The sequence below is a fragment of the Acidovorax sp. GW460-11-11-14-LB4 genome (assembly GCF_059423685.1).
The window spans coordinates 1-19,805 of sequence record NZ_JBWKYJ010000029.1 but is presented as its reverse complement, the minus strand read 5'-3'; the positions used below and the strand labels follow the sequence as shown (position 1 = coordinate 19,805).

General features: G+C 62.9%; 19 protein-coding genes. 7 read left to right on the top strand and 12 right to left on the bottom strand.

The genetic code is table 11. The annotated features are described in order from the left end of the window. Positions 1–139: 139 nt before the first annotated feature. From rho to AC07X4_RS12420, 4 genes are all read left to right on the top strand, one after another. Positions 140–1,402, top strand: a complete 1,263-nt coding sequence (gene rho, locus AC07X4_RS12435; RefSeq protein WP_056067265.1) for a transcription termination factor Rho — start codon at positions 140–142, stop codon at positions 1,400–1,402. A 92-nt stretch (positions 1,403–1,494) separates the two neighbouring features. Next, positions 1,495–1,749 (top strand): type B 50S ribosomal protein L31, encoded by a 255-nt coding sequence (locus AC07X4_RS12430; protein ID WP_015013594.1) that lies wholly within the window; start codon positions 1,495–1,497, stop codon positions 1,747–1,749. A gap of 109 nt (positions 1,750–1,858) precedes the next feature. Further along, positions 1,859–3,559 (top strand): hypothetical protein, encoded by a 1,701-nt coding sequence (locus AC07X4_RS12425; RefSeq protein WP_494740221.1) that lies wholly within the window; start codon positions 1,859–1,861, stop codon positions 3,557–3,559. Beyond that, positions 3,559–4,926: an MATE family efflux transporter gene (locus AC07X4_RS12420; RefSeq protein ID WP_494740220.1), complete on the top strand. Its 1,368-nt coding sequence runs from the start codon at positions 3,559–3,561 to the stop codon at positions 4,924–4,926. The genes AC07X4_RS12425 and AC07X4_RS12420 overlap by 1 nt, the downstream gene beginning before the upstream one ends. Here AC07X4_RS12420 and phoR read toward each other — a convergent pair. The 7 genes from phoR to pstS form a co-directional block, all read right to left on the bottom strand. Then, a complete protein-coding gene (gene phoR, locus AC07X4_RS12415; protein ID WP_494740219.1) occupies positions 4,880–6,223 on the bottom strand; it encodes a phosphate regulon sensor histidine kinase PhoR in 1,344 nt (447 codons plus the stop codon). The genes AC07X4_RS12420 and phoR overlap by 47 nt on opposite strands. Before the next feature lie 165 nt (positions 6,224–6,388). Continuing rightward, entirely contained in the window at positions 6,389–7,096 is a 708-nt protein-coding gene (gene phoB / locus AC07X4_RS12410) for a phosphate regulon transcriptional regulator PhoB (protein ID WP_015013590.1), read from the bottom strand. Between the two features lie 21 nt (positions 7,097–7,117). Further along, positions 7,118–7,819, bottom strand: a complete 702-nt coding sequence (gene phoU / locus AC07X4_RS12405) for a phosphate signaling complex protein PhoU (protein WP_010457902.1) — start codon at positions 7,817–7,819, stop codon at positions 7,118–7,120. Between the two features lie 11 nt (positions 7,820–7,830). Next, positions 7,831–8,613, bottom strand: coding sequence for a phosphate ABC transporter ATP-binding protein PstB (gene pstB / locus AC07X4_RS12400; RefSeq protein WP_056067255.1), 783 nt, complete (start codon positions 8,611–8,613; stop codon positions 7,831–7,833). Between the two features lie 61 nt (positions 8,614–8,674). After that, positions 8,675–9,529 (bottom strand): phosphate ABC transporter permease PstA, encoded by an 855-nt coding sequence (gene pstA, locus AC07X4_RS12395; RefSeq protein ID WP_056067253.1) that lies wholly within the window; start codon positions 9,527–9,529, stop codon positions 8,675–8,677. Positions 9,530–9,570: 41 nt separating this feature from the next. Further along, complete coding sequence (pstC, locus tag AC07X4_RS12390) at positions 9,571–10,560, bottom strand: phosphate ABC transporter permease subunit PstC (RefSeq protein WP_369804293.1); 990 nt, start codon at positions 10,558–10,560, stop codon at positions 9,571–9,573. Between the two features lie 109 nt (positions 10,561–10,669). After that, positions 10,670–11,692, bottom strand: coding sequence for a phosphate ABC transporter substrate-binding protein PstS (gene pstS, locus AC07X4_RS12385; RefSeq protein ID WP_494740218.1), 1,023 nt, complete (start codon positions 11,690–11,692; stop codon positions 10,670–10,672). Between the two features lie 264 nt (positions 11,693–11,956). Between pstS and AC07X4_RS12380 the strand changes: the two genes are divergently transcribed. After that, positions 11,957–13,435: a Ppx/GppA phosphatase family protein gene (locus AC07X4_RS12380; RefSeq protein ID WP_260666985.1), complete on the top strand. Its 1,479-nt coding sequence runs from the start codon at positions 11,957–11,959 to the stop codon at positions 13,433–13,435. Between the two features lie 52 nt (positions 13,436–13,487). Next, positions 13,488–14,027: a hypothetical protein gene (locus AC07X4_RS12375; protein ID WP_494740217.1), complete on the top strand. Its 540-nt coding sequence runs from the start codon at positions 13,488–13,490 to the stop codon at positions 14,025–14,027. Positions 14,028–14,091: 64 nt separating this feature from the next. On the opposite strand, the gene sixA is transcribed toward AC07X4_RS12375, so the two are convergent. The 5 genes from sixA to AC07X4_RS12350 all read right to left on the bottom strand — a co-directional run bounded on the left by sixA (position 14,092) and on the right by AC07X4_RS12350 (position 19,588). After that, positions 14,092–14,556, bottom strand: a complete 465-nt coding sequence (sixA, locus tag AC07X4_RS12370; RefSeq protein WP_056743589.1) for a phosphohistidine phosphatase SixA — start codon at positions 14,554–14,556, stop codon at positions 14,092–14,094. Continuing rightward, positions 14,553–16,613, bottom strand: coding sequence for a polyphosphate kinase 1 (ppk1, locus tag AC07X4_RS12365; protein WP_494740234.1), 2,061 nt, complete (start codon positions 16,611–16,613; stop codon positions 14,553–14,555). The genes sixA and ppk1 overlap by 4 nt, the downstream gene beginning before the upstream one ends. A gap of 174 nt (positions 16,614–16,787) precedes the next feature. Beyond that, positions 16,788–17,879: a glycosyltransferase family 4 protein gene (locus tag AC07X4_RS12360; RefSeq protein ID WP_494740216.1), complete on the bottom strand. Its 1,092-nt coding sequence runs from the start codon at positions 17,877–17,879 to the stop codon at positions 16,788–16,790. Next, on the bottom strand, positions 17,876–18,745 hold the full coding sequence (locus AC07X4_RS12355; RefSeq protein ID WP_494740215.1) for a UDP-2,3-diacylglucosamine diphosphatase: 870 nt from the start codon (positions 18,743–18,745) through the stop codon (positions 17,876–17,878). Before AC07X4_RS12355 ends, AC07X4_RS12360 begins: the two co-directional genes overlap by 4 nt. A gap of 3 nt (positions 18,746–18,748) precedes the next feature. Continuing rightward, positions 18,749–19,588, bottom strand: coding sequence for a GNAT family N-acetyltransferase (locus tag AC07X4_RS12350; protein ID WP_056067235.1), 840 nt, complete (start codon positions 19,586–19,588; stop codon positions 18,749–18,751). On the opposite strand from AC07X4_RS12350, the gene AC07X4_RS12345 reads away from it, so the two are divergent. Further along, positions 19,587–19,769: a hypothetical protein gene (locus AC07X4_RS12345; RefSeq protein WP_395455316.1), complete on the top strand. Its 183-nt coding sequence runs from the start codon at positions 19,587–19,589 to the stop codon at positions 19,767–19,769. The two genes, AC07X4_RS12350 and AC07X4_RS12345, sit on opposite strands and share 2 nt — an antisense overlap. The last annotated feature ends 36 nt before the right edge of the window (positions 19,770–19,805 follow it).

Sequence of the window (19,805 nt, the reverse complement as noted above, 5' to 3'; positions counted from 1 at the left end):
TAATTCCCACAGATCACCGGGCTGCACGCATTGGCAGCCGGACCAAGATCCCTGGCGAGCCGGACCTGCAAACAGCAGCCCATTCGGCATCAGCCCACCTCCCCCAAGATTCATACCAGCTCCGCCAAGGAGTCAATCCATGCACTTAAACGAACTCAAGGCACTGCACGTGTCTGAAGTCCTGAAGCAGGCCGAAGAACTCGAAATCGAAAACACGGGCCGCATGCGCAAGCAGGAGTTGATGTTTGCCATCATCAAGAAGCGCGCCAAGGCGGGTGAGCAGGTGTTTGCAGACGGCGTGCTGGAAATCCTGCCTGATGGCTTCGGCTTTCTGCGCAGCCCGGACACCAGCTTCACCGCCAGTACGGACGATATTTACATCAGCCCCAGCCAGGTGCGTCGCTTCAACCTGCACACCGGCGACATGATCGAAGGCGAAGTGCGCACGCCCAAGGACGGCGAGCGCTACTTTGCACTGACCAAGCTCGACAAGGTCAACGACGGCCCACCAGAGCAGAACAAGCACAAGGTGATGTTCGAGAACCTGACGCCCCTGTTCCCCAAGGAGCAGATGCGACTGGAGCGCGACGTCAAAAGCGAAGAGAACATCACCGGCCGCATCATCGACATCATCGCGCCCATTGGCCGCGGCCAGCGTGCGCTGATCGTCGCGCCGCCCAAGAGCGGCAAGACGGTGATGATGCAGCACATCGCCCACGCCATCACGGCCAACAACCCCGACGTGCACCTGATGGTGCTGCTGGTGGACGAGCGCCCTGAAGAAGTGACCGAAATGCAGCGCACGGTCAAAGGCGAAATCATCGCCTCCACCTTCGACGAGCCCGCCGCACGCCACGTGCACGTGGCCGAAATGGTGATCGAGCGCGCCAAGCGCCTGGTCGAGCTCAAGAAGGACGTGGTGATCCTGCTGGACTCCATCACCCGCCTGGCCCGCGCCTACAACAACGTCGTGCCGTCGAGCGGCAAGGTGCTGTCCGGTGGTGTGGATGCCGCTGCACTCCAGCGCCCCAAGCGCTTCTTTGGCGCTGCGCGCAAGGTTGAGGAAGGTGGTTCGCTCACCATCATCGCCACGGCGCTGGTCGATACCGGCAGCCGCATGGATGAAGTGATCTTTGAAGAATTCAAGGGCACGGGCAACTGCGAAATCCACCTGAACCGCCGCCTCTACGAAAAGCGCGTGTTCCCTGCCATCGAGCTCAACAAGAGCGGCACACGCCGCGAAGAACTGCTGCTGGCCCCCGAGATCCTGCAAAAGACCCGCATCCTTCGCCAGTTCATGTACAACATGGACGAGATCGAGTCCATGGAGCTCATGATCAAGAACATGAAGGCCACCAAGACCAATGTGGACTTCTTCGACATGATGCGTCGCGGGGGCTAATTTTCAGCCTGTGCAATAATAGAGGGCTTTTTCTTGCGGAAAGTACATCGGACTGGCCGGTGCGGCTCCCGCAGTTGACTCAAAGGAAGATCATGAAAGAAGGCATTCACCCCAACTACCGCGAAGTTCTGTTCGTGGACCTGTCCAACGGTTTCAAGTTCGTGACCCGCTCGTGCGTGAACACCAAGGAAACCGAAACCCACGAAGGCAAGGAATACCCGCTGTTCAAGCTGGATACCTCTTCCGAGTCGCATCCCTTCTACACCGGCACGCAAAAGTCGGTGGACAACATGGGTGGCCGCGTGGAGCGCTTCCGCAACCGTTTCGGCAAGACCGCAGCGAAGTAATTCGCCCCTGCGATCCCGCCAAAAAGGCAGCCTGGGCAACCGGGCTGCCTTTTTTCATGGGTTTTGCCTTTATTCTCGGTGGCTCCTTTGCCCAGCCACCCACTGCCGCGTGACTCCACCCACCCCCGCCATCGTTACCCAGAACGCCGTCAGCCCACTGCCCCGCTGGGCTCTGCTGCTGCTGTGCATTGCCTACGTAGTGCCCGGCTTTGTGGGCCGGGATCCGTGGAAGAACGCAGACGTCACCGCCTTTGGCTACATGCTGGAGCTCGCCCAGGGGCGCACTCCCTGGCTGAGTCCGCTGCTCGGAGGCATGCCCCCCGAAACCGAAGGGCTGCTGCCCTACTGGCTGGGGGCCTGGGCCGTGCAGATGGCACCGGCCTGGCTGTCGCCGGAAATGGCGGCCCGCATACCGTTCATTGCGCTCCTGGTCATCACCCTGATGGCCACCTGGTATGGCGTGTACTACCTGGCCCGCAGCCCGGGCGCCCAACCGGTCGCGTTTGCTTTTGGGGGTGAGGCCTCTCCCCTCGACTATGCGCGCGCGATTGCCGACGGCGCCTTGCTGGCGCTGATCGCCTGCCTGGGCCTGGCGCAGCTCTCGCATGAGGTCACGAGCTATCTGGCACAGCTTGGCTGCACCGCTTTGCTGTTTTTTGCGGTGGCCGCCATGCCCCACCGTACCGTGGCGCCCGCCGTGGCCCTGGTGCTGGGCATGGCCGGGCTCACGCTGTCCGGAGCCCCCGCCCTTACGGCCTTATTGGGCATGGGTGGCGCGTTGCTGGCGCTGTTTGCGCCCGCTGGCAACACCGACCGCCGCTGGCGCTGGGCCGCCGTGCTGGCCGCAGCCACACTGGCGGCTGCTGCCCTGGCCCAGGGTCTGGACCTGTGGCGCTGGCGTGTTGTGGGGTTCGATGGTGGTGGCAAGGACTGGCTGAGCCTGGCGCGCCTGCTGCTGTGGTTTGGCTGGCCGGCCTGGCCACTGGCACTGTGGACCTTGTGGCGCTGGCGCCAGCAGATCTTCAGCCGCCCTGGCCAACGGCACCTGCTCCTGCCCCTGTGGTTCACTCTGGTGTCGATTGGCGCCACCATCACCACCCAGCCAGCCGACCGGGCATTGCTGCTGGGCCTGCCCGCTCTGGCTGCGCTGGCAGCCTTTGCCCTGCCTACGCTGCGCCGCAGCGTGGGGGCCTTGATCGACTGGTTCACTCTGCTGTTCTTCACCGCATCGGCCCTCGCAATCTGGGTGATCTGGATTGCCATGCAGACCGGGGTGCCTGCCAAACCTGCCGCCAACGTGGCCAAGCTGGCGCCCGGTTTCGTGCCGCAGTTTTCTGCACTGGCTTTGCTGGTGGCCGTGGCGGCCACTGTGGGTTGGTGTGGTCTGGCGTGGTGGCGTGCGTCCCGCAACCGGGCACCCATCTGGAAGAGCCTGGTGCTGCCCGCAGGTGGTGCTGCCCTGGGCTGGCTTTTGCTGATGACCCTGTGGCTGCCCCTGCTGGACTACGCACGCAGCTATGGTCCGCAGGTGCGCAGTGTGGTGGCAGCCGTGGGGCCGGAGCCCGGGTGCATTCAGACCGTGGGGCTGAACCGTGCTCAGGTGGCGGCTTTGCAGTTCCATGGACAGCTGTCGCTGCAGCGCGCGGGTCTGCAGGATGAATGCCAGTGGCTGCTGGTGGACAGCGCCTCCTGGCCCGCGTCCGAGCGCATGGTCCGCGCTGAGCTGTGGGAAGCCCGGGCCACTCTGCCCCGCCCCACCGACAAGAACGAGAACCTGCTGCTGTTCCGTCGTGCGGCCCCGGCCCGCTGATGTCGGAGCTGTCCACCATCACCCGGCACGCCGTGACCGTGCTGGCGGGGCAATTGGCGGTCATGGCCTTCGGGGTGACGGACACCATCGTGGCGGGGCGCTACAGCGAATCGTCGCTGGCCGCGCTGTCCGTGGGGTCGGCCATCTTCATCAGTGTGTACGTCGCACTGATCGGCGTGCTGCAGGCACTCCTCCCCGTGTGGGCCGAACAGCGCGGCGCGCAACAGCCTGAGGCCGTAGGCCGATCACTGCGACAGGCCTTGTACCTGTGCGCTGCTGCTTCAGTGGTGGGCATGGCGGTGCTGCTATCGCCAGGCGCGCTGCTGCGCTGGACGGAGGTCCCCCCTGCGCTTCGCCCGCAGGTAGAAAACTACCTGGCTGTGCTGGCACTGGCACTCCCGCCCGCCCTGCTGTTTCGCATCTACAGCACCCTCAACCAGGCCCTGGGCCATCCGCGTCTGGTCACCTGGCTACAGGTGGGCTCGCTGTTGATCAAGCTGCCGCTGTCGGTGTGGTTCACCTTTGGCGGCGGGGGCCTGCCTGCACAGGGGGTGGTGGGCTGCGCCTGGGCAACGCTGGTCGTCAACTGCAGCATGCTGGCGCTGGCTGTGTGGCTGCTACGCACGCAGGACATCTACACCCCCCTGGGGCTGTGGCGCCGCATGGAGCCCCCGCACTGGCCCACCATTGCAGGCTTTGCCAGGCTCGGCATTCCGGCAGGGCTGGCTGTGATGGTGGAGGTGACCTCCTTCACCCTGATGGCCTTGTTCATCGCGCGCCAGGGCACCACCTCGGCGGCCGCCCACCAGATCGCCGCCAACATGGCTGCCGTGCTTTACATGGTGCCGCTGTCGCTGTCCATCGCCACCAGCGCGCGGGTGAGCTACTGGCTGGGCGCACAGCAGCCCCAGCGAGCCCGTCAGGTAGTTTTGATGGGTTTTTCGCTCGCTGCGCTAGTGGGTATTGCCTTGGCAGCTATATTATTGATAGCAAAACACTCGGTCAGCCAGATCTACACCGACAACGCCAGCGTGGCAGCCGTGGCCGGCACGGTGCTGGTCTGGGTGGCGGCGTACCACGCTGCCGATGCGGTGCAGACGCTGTGCGTGTTTGTGCTGCGCTGCTACCGCATCACGCTGGCGCCACTGGTGGTGTACTGCGCGCTGCTGTGGGGGGCTGGCCTGGCGGGCGGCTACTGGCTGGCGTATGGGGGCAGCGGGCCTTGGTCGGATATGGCTTCGCCCACTCCCTTCTGGGCGGCCAGCGCGGCGGCGCTCGCAGTCACCGCACTGCTGTTCGTCGCCATGCTCTGGCGAGCCATCAACCCGGCAAGGAAAAACCCCGCAAACGGTTGGCCGGGAAAGTGACCGAAAACACCGAGCCCTTGCCCAGCGTGCTCGCGATGTCCAGCGTGGCGCCATGGCGCTGCAGCACATGCTTGACGATGGCCAGGCCCAGGCCGGTGCCCCCGGTCTCGCGCGAACGGCTGCGGTCCACCCGGTAAAAGCGCTCTGTCAGGCGCGGGATGTGCTCGGGCGCAATGCCGGGGCCGGTGTCATGCACGGAGAACACGGCACTGCCATCCTCCTTGCGCAGCCACTGCACCTCGATGGAACCACCGCCGGGTGTGTAGCGCACCGCGTTGTTGACGAGGTTGGACAAGGCGCTTTGGAGTTCGGCAGGCACACCCGCAATCTCGCCTTCGGCCCGCAGCAGATCGGCCGCCGGAAAGCGCATCGTATGGGGACGCTGCTGGTTCTGTGTGAGCAGCGCCGACAGGGCGCGGCCCTCTTCCTCGCAGCGCTGCATCAGTGACTCAACAGGCGTCCATTCGGCCATGCCGGGCAGCGGGCTGCCCTCCAGCCGCGACAGCGTGAGCAGGTCCTGCACCACACTTTGCATGCGCTGCGCCTGCTGCGCCATCATGCCCAGGTAGCGCGAGCGCTCGTCGGCGCTCAGCGGCAAGGTCTGCAAGGTTTCGACAAAACCGGTGAGCACCGTGAGGGGTGTGCGGATCTCGTGCGACACATTGGCCACAAAGTCTCTCCGCATCGCGTCGGCCTGCTCCAGCGCCGTCACGTCGCGTGACAGCAGCAGCGTGCGGCCATCACCATAGGGGTGCAGGTGCACCGAGATGCGTACGGGCCGCGACGGCGTGCTCAGGCGCCCCTCCAGGACCACATCGCTGGTGAAGTCCTTGGCAGCAAAGTAAGCCGTGAATTCAGGGTTGCGCAGCAGATTGCCAATGGACTGCATGACGTCGCGCTGCGCGTCAAAGCCAAACTGGTTGGCTGCCATCTGGTTGCACCATTCGATGCGGCCCTGCGCATCCAGCAGCACCACGCCGTTGGGGGAGGCCTGCAGGGCGGCCAGGATCTCCTGCAAACGGTCCTGGCTGTCGCGTATCTGCGCCTCCTGCTTGCGCAGCAGACGCCGCGCACGGTCCGCCGCCTCGCCCCAGATGCCACGCATAGACGGCACCGATGCCAGGTCGCCCGTGCGCAACCAGCGCAGCACCCGCACGCCCCGCAGCAAGTCCCACACGAACCACGCCCAGGCAGCAATGGCGGCCCCCAGTGCGGCACCCCAGGGCCCGCCTTGCCACCACCCCAGGCCACCACCCGCCAACTGCCACAGCAGGAAAAACGAAATACGCCACAGCATGCGGATTGCAAAGCCTTCTCAGAAACGCCAGGGGCGCGACACGCGCGCCCATTGATCCATCACATCCATCCATCGCCACCACCGATGCACGCCGACCGCAGTGGCCCGCTGCACAGCAGCCATCGAGCGTGTCGCATCACTCACAGGCGGCAGCCCGCCTGCCCATCAGGCCGACAGCGGCACCTGGGGTTGTGCAGTGAGCCGGTAGCCCGCGCCGCGCACCGTTTCCACCATCACGGACGCTGCACCCAGGGCCTCGCGCAGGCGCTTGACATGCACGTCCACCGTGCGCTCCTCGATGAAGACATGGTCGCCCCACACCTTGTCGAGCAGCTGTGAGCGGCTGTGCACACGCTCGGCATGCTTCATCAAGAAATGCAGCAGCTTGAACTCAGTGGGGCCCACCTTCAGGGGCTGGCCCTGGAAGGTGACCCGGTAGGTCGCAGCATCCAGCACCAGCTCGCCAATGCTCACGCTGTCGCTCACCTGCTCGGGTGCGCGGCGGCGCAGCACCGCACGGATGCGGGCCAGCAGCTCCTGCGTGGAAAAGGGCTTGGTGATGTAGTCGTCGGCACCGGCGTCCAGCCCGGCCACCTTGTCCGGCTCGTCCCCACGCGCGGTGAGCATGAGGATGGGGATGGGCTTGGTGCGGCTGTCTGCACGCCACTTGCGCGCCAGCGACAGACCGCTCTGCCCCGGCAGCATCCAGTCGAGCAGGATCACATCGGGCAGTACGGCATCCAGCTCGCGCTGCGCGCTGTCGCCATCTTCCGCCCAGAAGGGCTGGAAACCGTTGTGGCGCAGGTTGACTGCAATCAGTTCGGCAATCGCGGGTTCGTCCTCCACGATGAGGACACGGGGAAGCTTTCTCATGGTGATTTCGGCGCCCCGTACTTACAGCACTGCCGACTCGATCTCGTCGAGGGCTGTGTGGCGCACGTCCTTGCCCTTGACCAGATAGATGATGAGCTCGGCCACGTTCTTGGAATGGTCGCCAATGCGCTCGATGGCCTTGGCGAGGAACAGCAAGTCCAGGCTGGGCGAGATGGTGCGGGGGTCTTCCATCATGTAGGTGATGAGCTTGCGCACGAAGCCGTCGAACTCCTTGTCGATGAGGTCGTCCTCCTTGAGGATGGCAACCGCCGCCTTCACGTCCAGCCGTGCAAACGCATCCAGCGTCTTGCGCAGCTGGCCCGAGGCCAGCTCGGCAGCCACCCGCAGGTCGCTCGATGGCAGCGAGCGCGGGGCGCCGCCTTCGATGATGGAGCGCACCATGCGCGCCATCTTGTTGGCTTCGTCGCCCATGCGCTCCAGATTGGCCGTGGCCTTGGAGAAGGCCAGCAGCAGGCGCAGGTCACGCGCGGTGGGCTGGCGGCGGGCGATGATGGAGGACAGCTCCTGGTCGATCTCGACCTCCATCGCATTGATGCGGGTCTCCATCGAAGCCACCGTCTCCACGGCCTCCAGGCTGAATTGCGACAGCGCGTACACCGCCTGGCGAATCTGCGACTCCACCAAGCCGCCCATTTCCATGACGCGGGCAGAGACGCTGTTGAGTTCGCTGTCGAACTGGGACGAAAGATGTTTATCGGGCATCTGCTGTCTCCTTAGCCGAAACGGCCGGTGATGTAGTCTTCGGTTTCTTTGCGCTCGGGCTTGAAGAAGATCTGCTCGGTCGCACCGAACTCGATCATCTCGCCCAGGTACATGTAGGCGGTGAAGTCGCTGCAGCGGGCGGCCTGCTGCATGTTGTGGGTCACGATCGCAATGGTGTAGTCGTGCTTGAGCTCGTCGATCAGCTCTTCGATCTTGGCAGTGGACAACGGGTCCAGCGCCGAGGTGGGCTCGTCGAGCAACAGCACCGAAGGCTTCACCGCCACGCTGCGCGCAATGCACAGGCGCTGCTGCTGGCCGCCGGAGAGCGACAGGCCGCTCTGGTGCAGCTTGTCCTTCACCTCGGTCCACAGAGCGGCTTTGGACAGCGCCCACTCCACGCGGTCGTCCATCTCGCTCTTGCTCAGCGTCTCGTAAAGCTTCACGCCAAACGCGATGTTGTCGTAGATGGACATCGGGAACGGCGTGGGCTTCTGGAACACCATGCCGATGCGGGCGCGCAGCAGGTTGATGTCTTGCTTGGGGTCCAGGATGTCCTGACCATAGAAGCTGATGGAACCCTCGGCGCGCTGGCCGGGATACAGGCTGTACATGCGGTTGAGCGTGCGCAGCAGCGTGGACTTGCCACAGCCCGAGGGGCCGATGAAGGCAGTGACCTTGTGCTCGGCGATGTCCAGGCTCACGTTGCGCAGGCCCTGGAACTTGCCGTAGAAAAAGCTCAGGTTACGCAGCTCCAGCGCGTTCTTGCTGGCGGTGGCGGTAGCAGTGGCGTTCATTGTCAATTCCTGAAAATGGAGGCAGTCTTGTCGATGGTGTTGGCCGGATCAGCAACCGGTATCAGACGCGGTTCTTTTCGCGCAGGAAGACCCGCGCCACGACGTTGAGGATCAGCACCGACAGCGTGATGAGCAGCGCACCGCCCCAGGCCAAGCGAACCCAGTTTTCGTAAGGGCTCAGCGCAAACTGGAAGATCACGACCGGCAAGTTGGCCATGGGCGCATTCATGTTGGTGCTGAAGAACTGGTTGTTGAGCGCGGTGAACAGCAGGGGCGCGGTCTCGCCACTGATGCGGGCCACAGCCAACAGCAGGCCAGTCATCACGCCGCTGCGAGCAGCACGCAGGGTGACCATGGTCGAGACCTTCCAGCGCGGTGCACCGAGGGCAAAGGCCGCTTCGCGCAGGCTGCCAGGCACCAGGCGCAGCATGTTCTCGGTGGTTCGCACCACCACCGGTACGGCGATGAGCGAGAGCGCCAGGCTGCCCGCCCAGCCCGAGAAGTTGCCCACGGTAGCGACCGCAATGGCATATACGAACAGGCCCAGCACGATGGAGGGGGCCGACAGCATGATGTCCGTCACAAAGCGGGTCAGTTCGGCGGTCTTGCTCTGGTCCCCGTACTCGGCCAGGTACACCCCCGCCAGCACGCCGATGGGCGTGGACACTAACACGGTGAAGCCCACCATCAGCAGGCTGCCCACGATGGCGTTGGCCAGGCCACCGCCGTCGGAGCCGGGCGCCGGGGTGGACTGCGTGAACATGTTCCAGTCCAAAGCGGCAAAACCGTTGGACAGGAGCACGCTCAGGATCCAGAGCAGCACGAACAGGCCCAGTGCCATGGCGCCCAGTGACAGGGTCAGGCCAATGGCGTTGGAGCGCTGGCGCTTTTTGTAGAGTTGTTGATTGAATTCCATGGAGCTCGTCTCTGAAGAGGGTCGGGAGCGGGCTGCAGGGCTTACAGGCCCTTGGCCTTCTCGGCGCGCAGCAGCATGATCTTGGCGGCCGACAGCACCACAAACGTGATCACAAACAGCAGGAAGCCCAGGGCAAACAGGGTGGACAAATGAAAGTCCGCCGCCTCGCCAAACTCATTGGCCAGCGTGGATGCGATGGAAGTGCCTGGCGAAAACAGCGAGGTGGGCATGCGGTTGGCATTGCCGATCACAAAAGTGACGGCCATGGTCTCGCCCAAGGCCCGGCCCAGGCCCAGCATCACTCCGCCAATCACGCCCTTCTGCGTGTAGGGCAGCACCACGCGACGCACCACCTCCCAGGTCGTGCAACCCAGGCCATAGGCGGACTCGCGCAGGATGGGGGGAACAATCTCGAACACATCGCGCATCACGGCAGCCACAAAAGGCAACACCATGAAGGCCAGCACGATGCCCGCGGCCAGGATACCAAAGCCGTTGGTACTGCCGCCAAACAGGAAGCCGACCAGCGGCATGGAGCCGAGCAGCTTTTGCACGGGTACCTGGAAATGGTCTGCAAACAATGGCGCAAACACGAACAGGCCGAACATGCCGTAGATGATGGACGGAACGGCCGCCAGCAATTCCACCGCCGTGCCGAGCGGGCGGCGCAGCCAAACAGGGCAAGTTTCGGTCAGGAACAGTGCAATACCGAACGCCAACGGAACGGCGATCAGCAGTGCAATGCCTGCGCTGGCCAGGGTGCCGACGATGGCAATCGCCGCACCAAATTCTTCATTGATGATGTCCCACTCAGCGCGCCAGATAAACTGGATGCCGAACTTGTGAAAAGCCGGCCACGCGTAGATGAACAGCGAAACGATGATGCCCAGCAGCGCCACCAGCACCAGCAGCGACAGGCTCTGGGTCAGCCGATGGAAAACGATGTCCTGCAGGCGCTGCCGCTTGGCAATCGACACCATGGACGGTGTGGGGGCGTCCGTCATCTTGACGGACACGGGTTGCGAACTCATGGTGGTTCCCACGCTCATGTTGACTCCCATCTGGCTTCTGGAGACCCCACAAACCAGCGCCCATCGGTCAGACCAGCCGGCCGATGGGCACTATTCTGGGGCAAACCGCTTACTTCTTGATTTGCGACCAGACCTTGGAACGGATCTGCGCCGTCAGAGCGTCAGGCAGCGGCACGTAGTCCAGGTCAGCAGCCATGGTCTTGCCGTTCTTGAAGGCCCAGTCAAAGAATTTCAGGACTTCGGCTGCCTGGGCTTTGTCTGCGGGGTCGGCGTACATGAGGATGAAGGATGCCGTGCTCACGGGCCAGCTGTTGGCACCCTTGGCGTTCACCATCGAAATACCCATGCCAGGCACGCTGAACCAGTCAGCGCTCGCAGCAGCCGCTGCAAAGGTGGCATCGTCAGGCGCCACATACTTGCCATCAGCGTTCTGCAGTTGCAGGAACGTCATGTTGTTCTTCTTGACGTAGGCGTACTCCACGTAGCCCAGGGCACCCTTCACACGGGTCACGTTGGCCGCAACACCTTCATTGCCCTTGCCTCCCACCGAAGACTGAGCAGGCCATTTCACTGCAGCACCCTTGCCCACCGTGTCCGCCCATTCCTTGCTGACAGAGCTCAGGTAGTCGGTCCAGTTGAATGTGGTGCCAGAGCCATCCGCGCGGTGCACGATGGTGATGTTCTGGTCGGGCAGCGTCTTGCCGGGGTTCAGGGCAGCCAGCTTGGCATCGTTCCACTTGGTGATCTTGCCCAGATACATTTCGGCCAGGACGGTGCCGGTCACGCGCAGTTCGCCTGGCTTGAAGCCGTCCAGGTTCACCACAGGCACGGTGCCGCCGATGATGGCAGGAAACTGCACCATGCCGTCTTTTTCCAGTTCAGCGCCCGACAGAGGGGCATCGGTAGCGCCAAAAGCCACGGTCTTGGCGCGGATCTGGCGAATACCGCCCGAGGAACCGATGGACTGGTAGTTCAGACCCACGCCGGTTTCCTTCTTGTAGGCTTCAGCCCACTTGGCATACATCGGGAAGGGGAACGTAGCGCCGGCGCCGGTGATGTCTGCCGCAAAGGCGTTGCCCACTGCCAGGGCGGCCAGAGCTACTGCGACGGTTTTGAGAAATACGCGTTTCATGAAGTACCTTTCGGCAGGGGTTAACAGGAACAGAGCGAACTCTAGAGGCCTATCGTGACAATTCAGTGACACAAAAGACCATCCTCAGACCATTGCAACACCCCTCATGACGCGGCATCGCTGGCGTCATGAATGCGTCACACAACCTCGTCACACTCCCGCCATCTCCCGGTCACTTGCCCGCCCAGCCGATGGCGGCCCGCGCTTCGGGTCAGGCCAAGCGCATCGCGGTACGATGCCGCACGCAGCTCCCACCAAACACACATGCAGAACGGCACACGCCTCGCCGCAGTCGATCTCGGCTCCAACAGTTTTCGCCTGGAAATCGGGCGCTATGAGTTCGGACACGTCCAGCGGGTGGAATACCTCAAGGAAACCGTGCGCCAAGGCAACGGGCTGGATGAAGACCGCAACCTGACTCGCGACGCCATGGAGCGCGGCTGGGCTTGTCTGGCGCGCTTTGGCGAGCGCCTGGCGGGCTTTCCCCGCGCGCAGGTCCGTGCAGTGGCCACTCAAACACTGCGTGAAGCACGCAATCGCGAAGAATTCCTGTCACGCGGCAGTGAGGTGCTGGGATACCCTATCGATGTGGTGTCTGGCCCCGAAGAAGCCCGGTTGATTTACCAGGGCGTAGCCCGATTGCTGCCTCAGTCGGACGAGCGCCGCCTGGTGGTGGATATCGGAGGTCGGTCCACCGAATTGATCCTCGGCGAGCAGTTCACGCCCCACGCGGTGGCCTCTTTCCGGGTTGGCAGCGTCGCTTGGTCACAACGCTACTTTGCCAAGGGAGAGTTCTCTGCTCAGGCCTTCCTGGCGGCGGAGATTGCTGCCAAGGCCGTACTCGATGAGGCGCTGGAGACTTTTCGCCCCGATGCATGGGATGTTGCCTATGGGTCGTCTGGCACGGCGGGCGCCGTGGGGGACATTCTGTCCGCCGCAGGAGGTTCGCCGGGTCTGATCACACGCGATGGGCTGAACTGGCTGCGGGAGCGTTTGCTCCGCGCCCAAAGTGCCGACCGGCTGCGCATGGACGGACTCAAGGAAGAGCGCCGTGCAGTCATCGGGGGGGGCATCAGCGTGCTGCGCGCCGTGTTTGACCTGCTGGACATCCATGAGATGCAAGTAGCGCAAGGAGCACTACGCCAGGGCGCCTTGTATGACCTGCTGGATCGGGAGCAACCCGGCACCGACCTTCGCACCACCACCGTCCAAGGGCTGATGCAGCGGTTTGGCGTGGACATGGAGCATGCAGACCGCGTGGCGCGCACCGCCTGCGCACTGTTTGACCAGGCTGCTCCACCCGGGAGCGAACGTGCCAGCCGCAAGCTGGACTGGGCAGCCCGCCTGCATGAGATTGGCTGCCGCATTTCCCACAGCGACTACCACCGACACGGCGCTTACATTCTCGACAACACTGACGCCGCTGGTTTTGCGGTGCCAGAACTGCACCGCCTGGGAGTGCTGGTGCAGGGGCAGCGGGGCAAGGTACGAAAGCTGGGGGTGGAACTCGACGATCCGATTTTTGTGCTGCAGCTCTTGTGCTTGCGCTTGGCCGTGGCGCTCTGCCATGCACGCCGGGAGCCCGATACCAAAGGACTGTCGTTGCAGCTGGACAGGCAGCGATTTGAGGTCAGCGCTCGCCCGGGATGGGCCATGGCATACCCACAGTCGGCCCACCTTCTGCGCGAAGAAATTCAAGCCTGGCAAAAAACCCCCTGGGAGCTGGCTGTGGGCATGCCTTGAGGGAAAACAATAAACGATATAAACTGTTTATACCGTTTATCAATCCTCTGCCATGACCACTGCCATTACGCCCCCCAACCCCTCCGTCACACCCGCCGCGCCCGCAGCAGCCCAGCCCGCCAAGGCCGTCAAGTCAACCAGGCCGGCAACAGCACCCAAGGCTCCAAAGGCATCCAAGGCTGTCAAGCCCACCAAAAAGGCCGTGGCAGAAAAGGCGCCGACTTCCAAACCAGCAGCTGCTACCAAGCCTGCCGAGGCAGCAGCTGCAGTGAAAACCGGCAAGGCCACAGAGACCAAGGGCAAAAAGCCCAAGCTGGTCCGTGACAGCTTCACCATCCCCAAAGACGAGTACGCGGTGCTCGACACCCTGAAAGACCGTGCCACAGCACTGGCCCACCCCGTCAAGAAAAGCGAGCTGTTGCGCGCAGGGCTCAAGGTGCTGGCAGGTCTGTCAGACAGCGCGTTGCGCAGCGCTTTGCAAGCGGTGCCTTCCATCAAGACCGGTCGCCCAAAGGCCGACATAGCTGAAGCCGTGCCAACTGTCCCAGCCAAGGCAACGACCAAGGCCAGCGGCAAAGCAGGACGCAAGTAAACCTGTCCCGAGACACGGCGTGCCCAGGGGCACGGCTTCGGGCCCTCGGACATCGCCGGGCAAGCTAAAGAAACTCCGGTGACTGCACTGCCATGAGCACGGTCTGGCTTTGATCCCAGCGCTGGCGCTGGCGCAACCACCACACGGAGCCCTTGCGCACAGGGCACTCGGGGGCCTGTAGTTGCAACAACTGGGCAACGGTCTGGCCCAGCATGGGCTGGTGCCCCACCACCAGAACAGCGCCCTTGGCACGCGGCCATTGCACGAGCTCTAGCAAATCCTGTGGTGTGCCGCCAGGCAACAACTCGGCGCGCATCTTGAATTTTCGGCCCAAAGCGTGGGCAGTTTGCTCAGTCCGCCGCGCTGGACTCGCCACCACCCTCAGGCCTTCCGGCAGTTGACGATCAAGCCAGGCCGCCATGCGCGCCGCCTGCTTCTCGCCCCGGGCCGTGAGCGGGCGTGCAAGATCATCGCTACCGTCTTCTGCCTCTTCCGCCTCGGCATGACGCCAAAGGATCAAATCCATCATGCGACCCCTGGCTCCTCGCGACCCAGAGCAGGCCGTGGCCCATAGCGCACCATCAACGCGTTTTGGGCCCCACTACCGTCCACCGGGTGCACAGCGCGGTCGTAGACGCCTGCGGCATTCAACGTCCAGGCATCGCGGTCATCACACAGGTAGGCCACCAAACATTCATCAATGATCTGCTGGCGCAGCTTGGGGTCAGTCACTGGCCACGCCAGCTCGACGCGGCGCATCATGTTGCGGTTCATCCAATCGGCACTCGACAGATAGAGGTCTTCTTCGCCCCCCGCGCGGAAATAGAAAACACGCGTGTGCTCCAGGAACCGACCAATCACCGAGCGCACCCGGATGTTGTCAGTCACTCCCGGCACCTGCGGGGCCAGCATGCAGGCCCCGCGCACAATCAGATCGATGCGTGCGCCGCGCTGCCCAGCGAGGATCAACGCCCGCATCAATCCCTCGTCGGTCAGGGCATTCATCTTGGCAACGATCCGTGCGTCTTCCCCGCGGCTGGCAGCCAGTCCCACGCGCTCGATTTTTTCGATCATGCGGCGAAGCAAATGGAACGGTGCCAGCATGAGCTTGCGCAGCTTGGGAGGCCGGTTCTGGCTGGCCAGGTGATTGAAAACACCGTCCATATCGGCAGTGGTTTCTTCATCTGCAGTGAGGTAACTCAGGTCGGTGTACAGCTTGGCCGTGCGCACGTTGTAGTTGCCAGTGGAGAGATGGCCGTAACGGCGTAACTGCCTACCTTCTCGGCGTGTGACGAGCAGCATCTTCGCGTGGGTCTTGAGGCCCACGACGCCATAGACCACCTGCGCCCCAATCGACTCCAGCGCCTCTGCCCAATTGATGTTGGCCTCCTCGTCAAAGCGTGCTTTCAGCTCCACCACTGCCATCACCTCCTTGCCTCGGCGTACCGCCTCGCTGAGCAGGTCCATGAGTTCGGAGTCGGCGCCCGTGCGGTAGATGGTCTGTTTGATGACCAGCACGTCCGGGTCGTTCACAGCCTCCCGCAGGAACGCAAGCAAACCATCAAAGCTCTCGAACGGCTGGTGGATCAAAACGTCGCGCTCGCGCAGTTGACCCATGATGGACACCCCTGGCTGGAGCTGACGGGGCCAAGCGGAACTCCATGGCGGGAACAGCAACGCGGGATCGTTCACCAAGTCCACCAGCTGATTCAGGCGCACCAAGTTCACAGGACCATGTACACGGTACAAGGCCGCGTTGGGCAGATCAAATTGCTGCAACAAGAAGTCGGACAGGAAGCGAGAGCAGCCCGCAGAGACTTCCAGGCGCACAGCCTGTCCGTAATGGCGGTGCTGCAGGCCTTGCCGCAAGGCGGTGCGCAGGTTACGCACATCCTCTTCGTCCAGTGCCAGATCGGAATGGCGTGTGACACGAAACTGGGAAAACTCCGTCACTTCGCGGCCAGGAAAGAGGTCTTCCAAATGGGCACGCACGATGCTGGACAAGCTGACGAACAACGCCCCGTCGGACGCGACCTTCTTTGGCATGCGGATCAGGCGGGGCAGTGCGCGCGGCACCTTGACGATGGCGATTTCGTTCTCGCGGCCGAAGGCATCATGCCCCTTGAGACGCACTATGAAGTTCAACGACTTATTAGCCACCTGCGGAAACGGGTGGGCCGGGTCGAGCCCCACCGGAATCAACAAGGGACGGACCTCGCGCGCAAAATACTCGTGCACCCACCGCCTTTGCTCTGCGGAGCGGTCACCATGCGCCACGATACGTATCCCATGCTTTGCAAATGCGGGAACCAGTGCTTCGTTGTACAGCGCGTATTGCCGCTCTACCAGGTCGTGGACCTGGGCGGACAGGGCCTCGAACGACGCTGCGGTGTAGAGCCCCTTGGTCTCGCCCTTCTTGGCCGCCGTGATGTGCGCTGCAGCACGTACTTCAAAAAACTCGTCGAGGTTGGATGACACGATGCACAGGTAGCGCAGCCGCTCCAGCAGCGGGACATCTGTGCGAACCGCCCAGTCGAACACGCGTTCGTTAAATGCCAGGATGCTGTGGTCGCGGTCCAGAAACATGTGGGGGGCAACGCCCGTGACAGCCCCCACAGCCGCAAAATCGTTGTCATGTGACACGGCGTGCGAGGAGTCCCCGACAGCATCGGGGTGCTCGCGCTGCAAAGGGATGGAATCAACAGGAGGCAGGGGCAGCATGGATACGCGCGTACAGCAATTGCGGGATCGCTGCAGTATTTAACGCCCAGATGACAACTGCGTGACAGACTTTGTGACAGACACGAAAACTCCCTGCGAGCCGGAGCGGGCTGGTACCAGGTACTGTTGAAACAGCCTTGCCGCATGTGCCCAGGTGAACTCCAACGCCCTGCTTCGTGCTTCGGACCTCGGTATGGACAAGGCCTGCTGCGTGGCCGCCAGAAGGCTCGCGTGCAACACGCCGCCCATCGGCCCCCTGCCGTCCCCAGCACCCAGGACCTCCCGCGGACCGTCTTCAGGAAAGGCAGCGACCGGCGTGCCGCAAGCCATTGCCTCCAGCATGACCAGCCCAAAGGTTTCGGAGCGGCTAGGAAACACAAAGACATCGGCCGAGGCGTAGACCTGTGCCAGCGCCTCCCGGTCCAGAATGCCAAGCCAGCGTACCTGCGGGTACTTGGCTTTCAGCCGTGCCTCGAGCGGGCCTACACCACACACCACCTTCGTGCCCGGCATGTCCATCTGCAAAAAGGCATCGATGTTCTTTTCATATGAAATGCGCCCCACATACAGCGCCACAGGATGCGCCAGAACGCCAGTGAGCGGACTCTGACAGACCTCACCATGAAAGCGAAACGCCTGGGTATCCACACCGTGCGTCCATAAACGCAGTTGGCGAAAGCCCCGCTGCTGCAGCATTTGCAAGACACCCTGCGTAGGAACCATTACCCCCGACGAAGGGCGATGAAAATGCCTGAAAAGCGCATAACCCCAACCCAGTGGTATGCGCAAGGCTGCCTGAAGAATCTCGGGAAACCTTGTATGAAAGGCTGTGGTGAATGCCAGGCCACGCTTGAGACAGTAACGACGCCCCGCCCAGCCCAAAGGCCCCTCGGTCGCCAGATGAATGGCATCGGGCTGCAGGGCGTCCAACTTCTGGGTGAGTAACTTGTAGGGTCGCACCGCCAGATCAATGCCAGCGTAACCGGGACAAGGACGGGTAGAAAACTGACTAGGATGCAGCACCTGCACGTCATGCCCGGCATCTTCCAGCTCTCGCACCAACTCGACCAAAGTGGTCACCACGCCATTGACCTGCGGCAGCCATGCATCAGTCAGCAGCGCAATCTTCATGCGGACACCTGTGTGGTCTGTCTGGACAGATTGGCGGCAGGCACAGCGGGCCATTGCAACAGCTCCAGCCGACCATCAAGGTGCTCGACGAGTGCTGTGTGGCTCTCCACCCAGTCGCCATCGTTGCAATACAAGGTGCCACCAATCTCGCGCATCTCCGCGCGGTGGATATGTCCGCAGACAACTCCATCGTGCCCGCGACGGCGGGCCTCTGCGGCCACTGCCACTTCAAAATCGGTGACGTAGTTGAGCGCCTTTTTTACCTTACCTTTCAGGTAGGCTGACAAAGACCAATACGGAAGCCCCATCCGCGCCCGAAGGATGTTGAGATGCCGGTTCAGCTTGAGCGTGAATTCATAGAGGTTGTCACCCACGTAGGCGAGCCATTTGGCACACTGGATCACACCATCAAAGTGGTCACCATGCGTGACCCATAGGCTGCGCCCATCTGCAGTGGTGTGCACAGCATCGGACACCACCTCGATACCGCCAAAAGAGTGCCCCACAAAGGCTCGCGCAAATTCGTCGTGGTTGCCAGGAACAAACACCACGCGACACCCCTTGCGCGCGCGGCGTAACAGCTTTTGCACCACATCATTGTGCGCCTGTGGCCAGAACCAACGACGGCGCAACTGCCACCCATCCACGATGTCTCCCACTAGGTAAAGATGGTCGCTGGGATGGTGCTTCAGAAAATCCAGAAGCGCTTCAGCCTGACACCCAGGCGTGCCGAGGTGCAAATCCGAAATGAACACCGCACGGAACCGGCGTTGACCGGCAAACGCCGCAAGGGCGTCGGGCTCTGCATCCTGCGGCACCTGGGACTCGTTCAACCAAGGGCCCAGGGCGTCGAACGCGGCACGCACCGGTCAGGCCCCCAGAAAATGCTTGCGGTAGCGGGGATGCAGGTCGGCCAGCCGCATCAGCATGGGCAGGTCGGCGGTATTGAAGTCCGGATCCCACGCCGGTGCACCCAGTACACGGGCGCCCAGTCGCAGATAGCCTTTGATCAAGGCCGGTGGGTCCACGGCAATGGATCCGTCCAGATGCTCCACGGGCAACGGCAGGCGCGGCAGCACGTGGTATTCGATGGGTGCCAGATGGGTCTTTCGCACTTGCTGCCAGATGCTGGCCGCCGCGTCGCCACTGACCACGCCATTGTGAAGCATGGGAATGCTGGCACAGCCGATCATCGTGTCGAGTTCGTTGCGCACCATGAAGTCCGCCAGCGCGCTCCACAGTGCCATGATCACGCCGCCGTGGCGGTGGTCGGGATGCACACAGCTGCGGCCCAGCTCCACCATGCGCGGGCGCAGCGTGCGCAAGCGCGTCAAGTCGAATTCGGTATCGCTGTAAGTTCCGCCCACCCGCTTGGCCTGCGCGGGCGTCAGCACCCGGTAAGTCCCAATGACTTGCTGGCTCGGAGCGTCGCGCACCAGAAGGTGCTCGCAATAGTCGTCAAACAGGTCCACGTCGTGGCCAGGAATGGGGGTCGTCAATCGAGCGCCCATCTCTGCCGCGAACACTTCAAACCGCAAGCGCTGTGCCTCACGGACCTCATCCAGATGCCTGGCCCAAGTCACCTCGATAGCACCACGCGCCGGGATGGCATGCACAGCGCCCGGCACAACACCAGAAGGCTGAACAATACCGGTACCTGTAGCCTCCGGCGATGTGGACAACTGCATCAAAGTGGGCAGGTCGTTCATGGACAACGTCTCCTTCGGTAAGAACGGGCACAGCTGGAATTTCCAAACAGAGCGGGAATCCGCTTTCCTGGCCGGGAGTGTGAAAGCCGCGCATGACATGCCCATGTCTTCGGCGTGTCAACGCCATGACAATGCGCGCTTTCCATTGGCACGGGCCCTCACCAAGGGCCTGCATAATTGACTGAGGAACTCCGCCGTGCCGTCCCCCGCCCTGCCC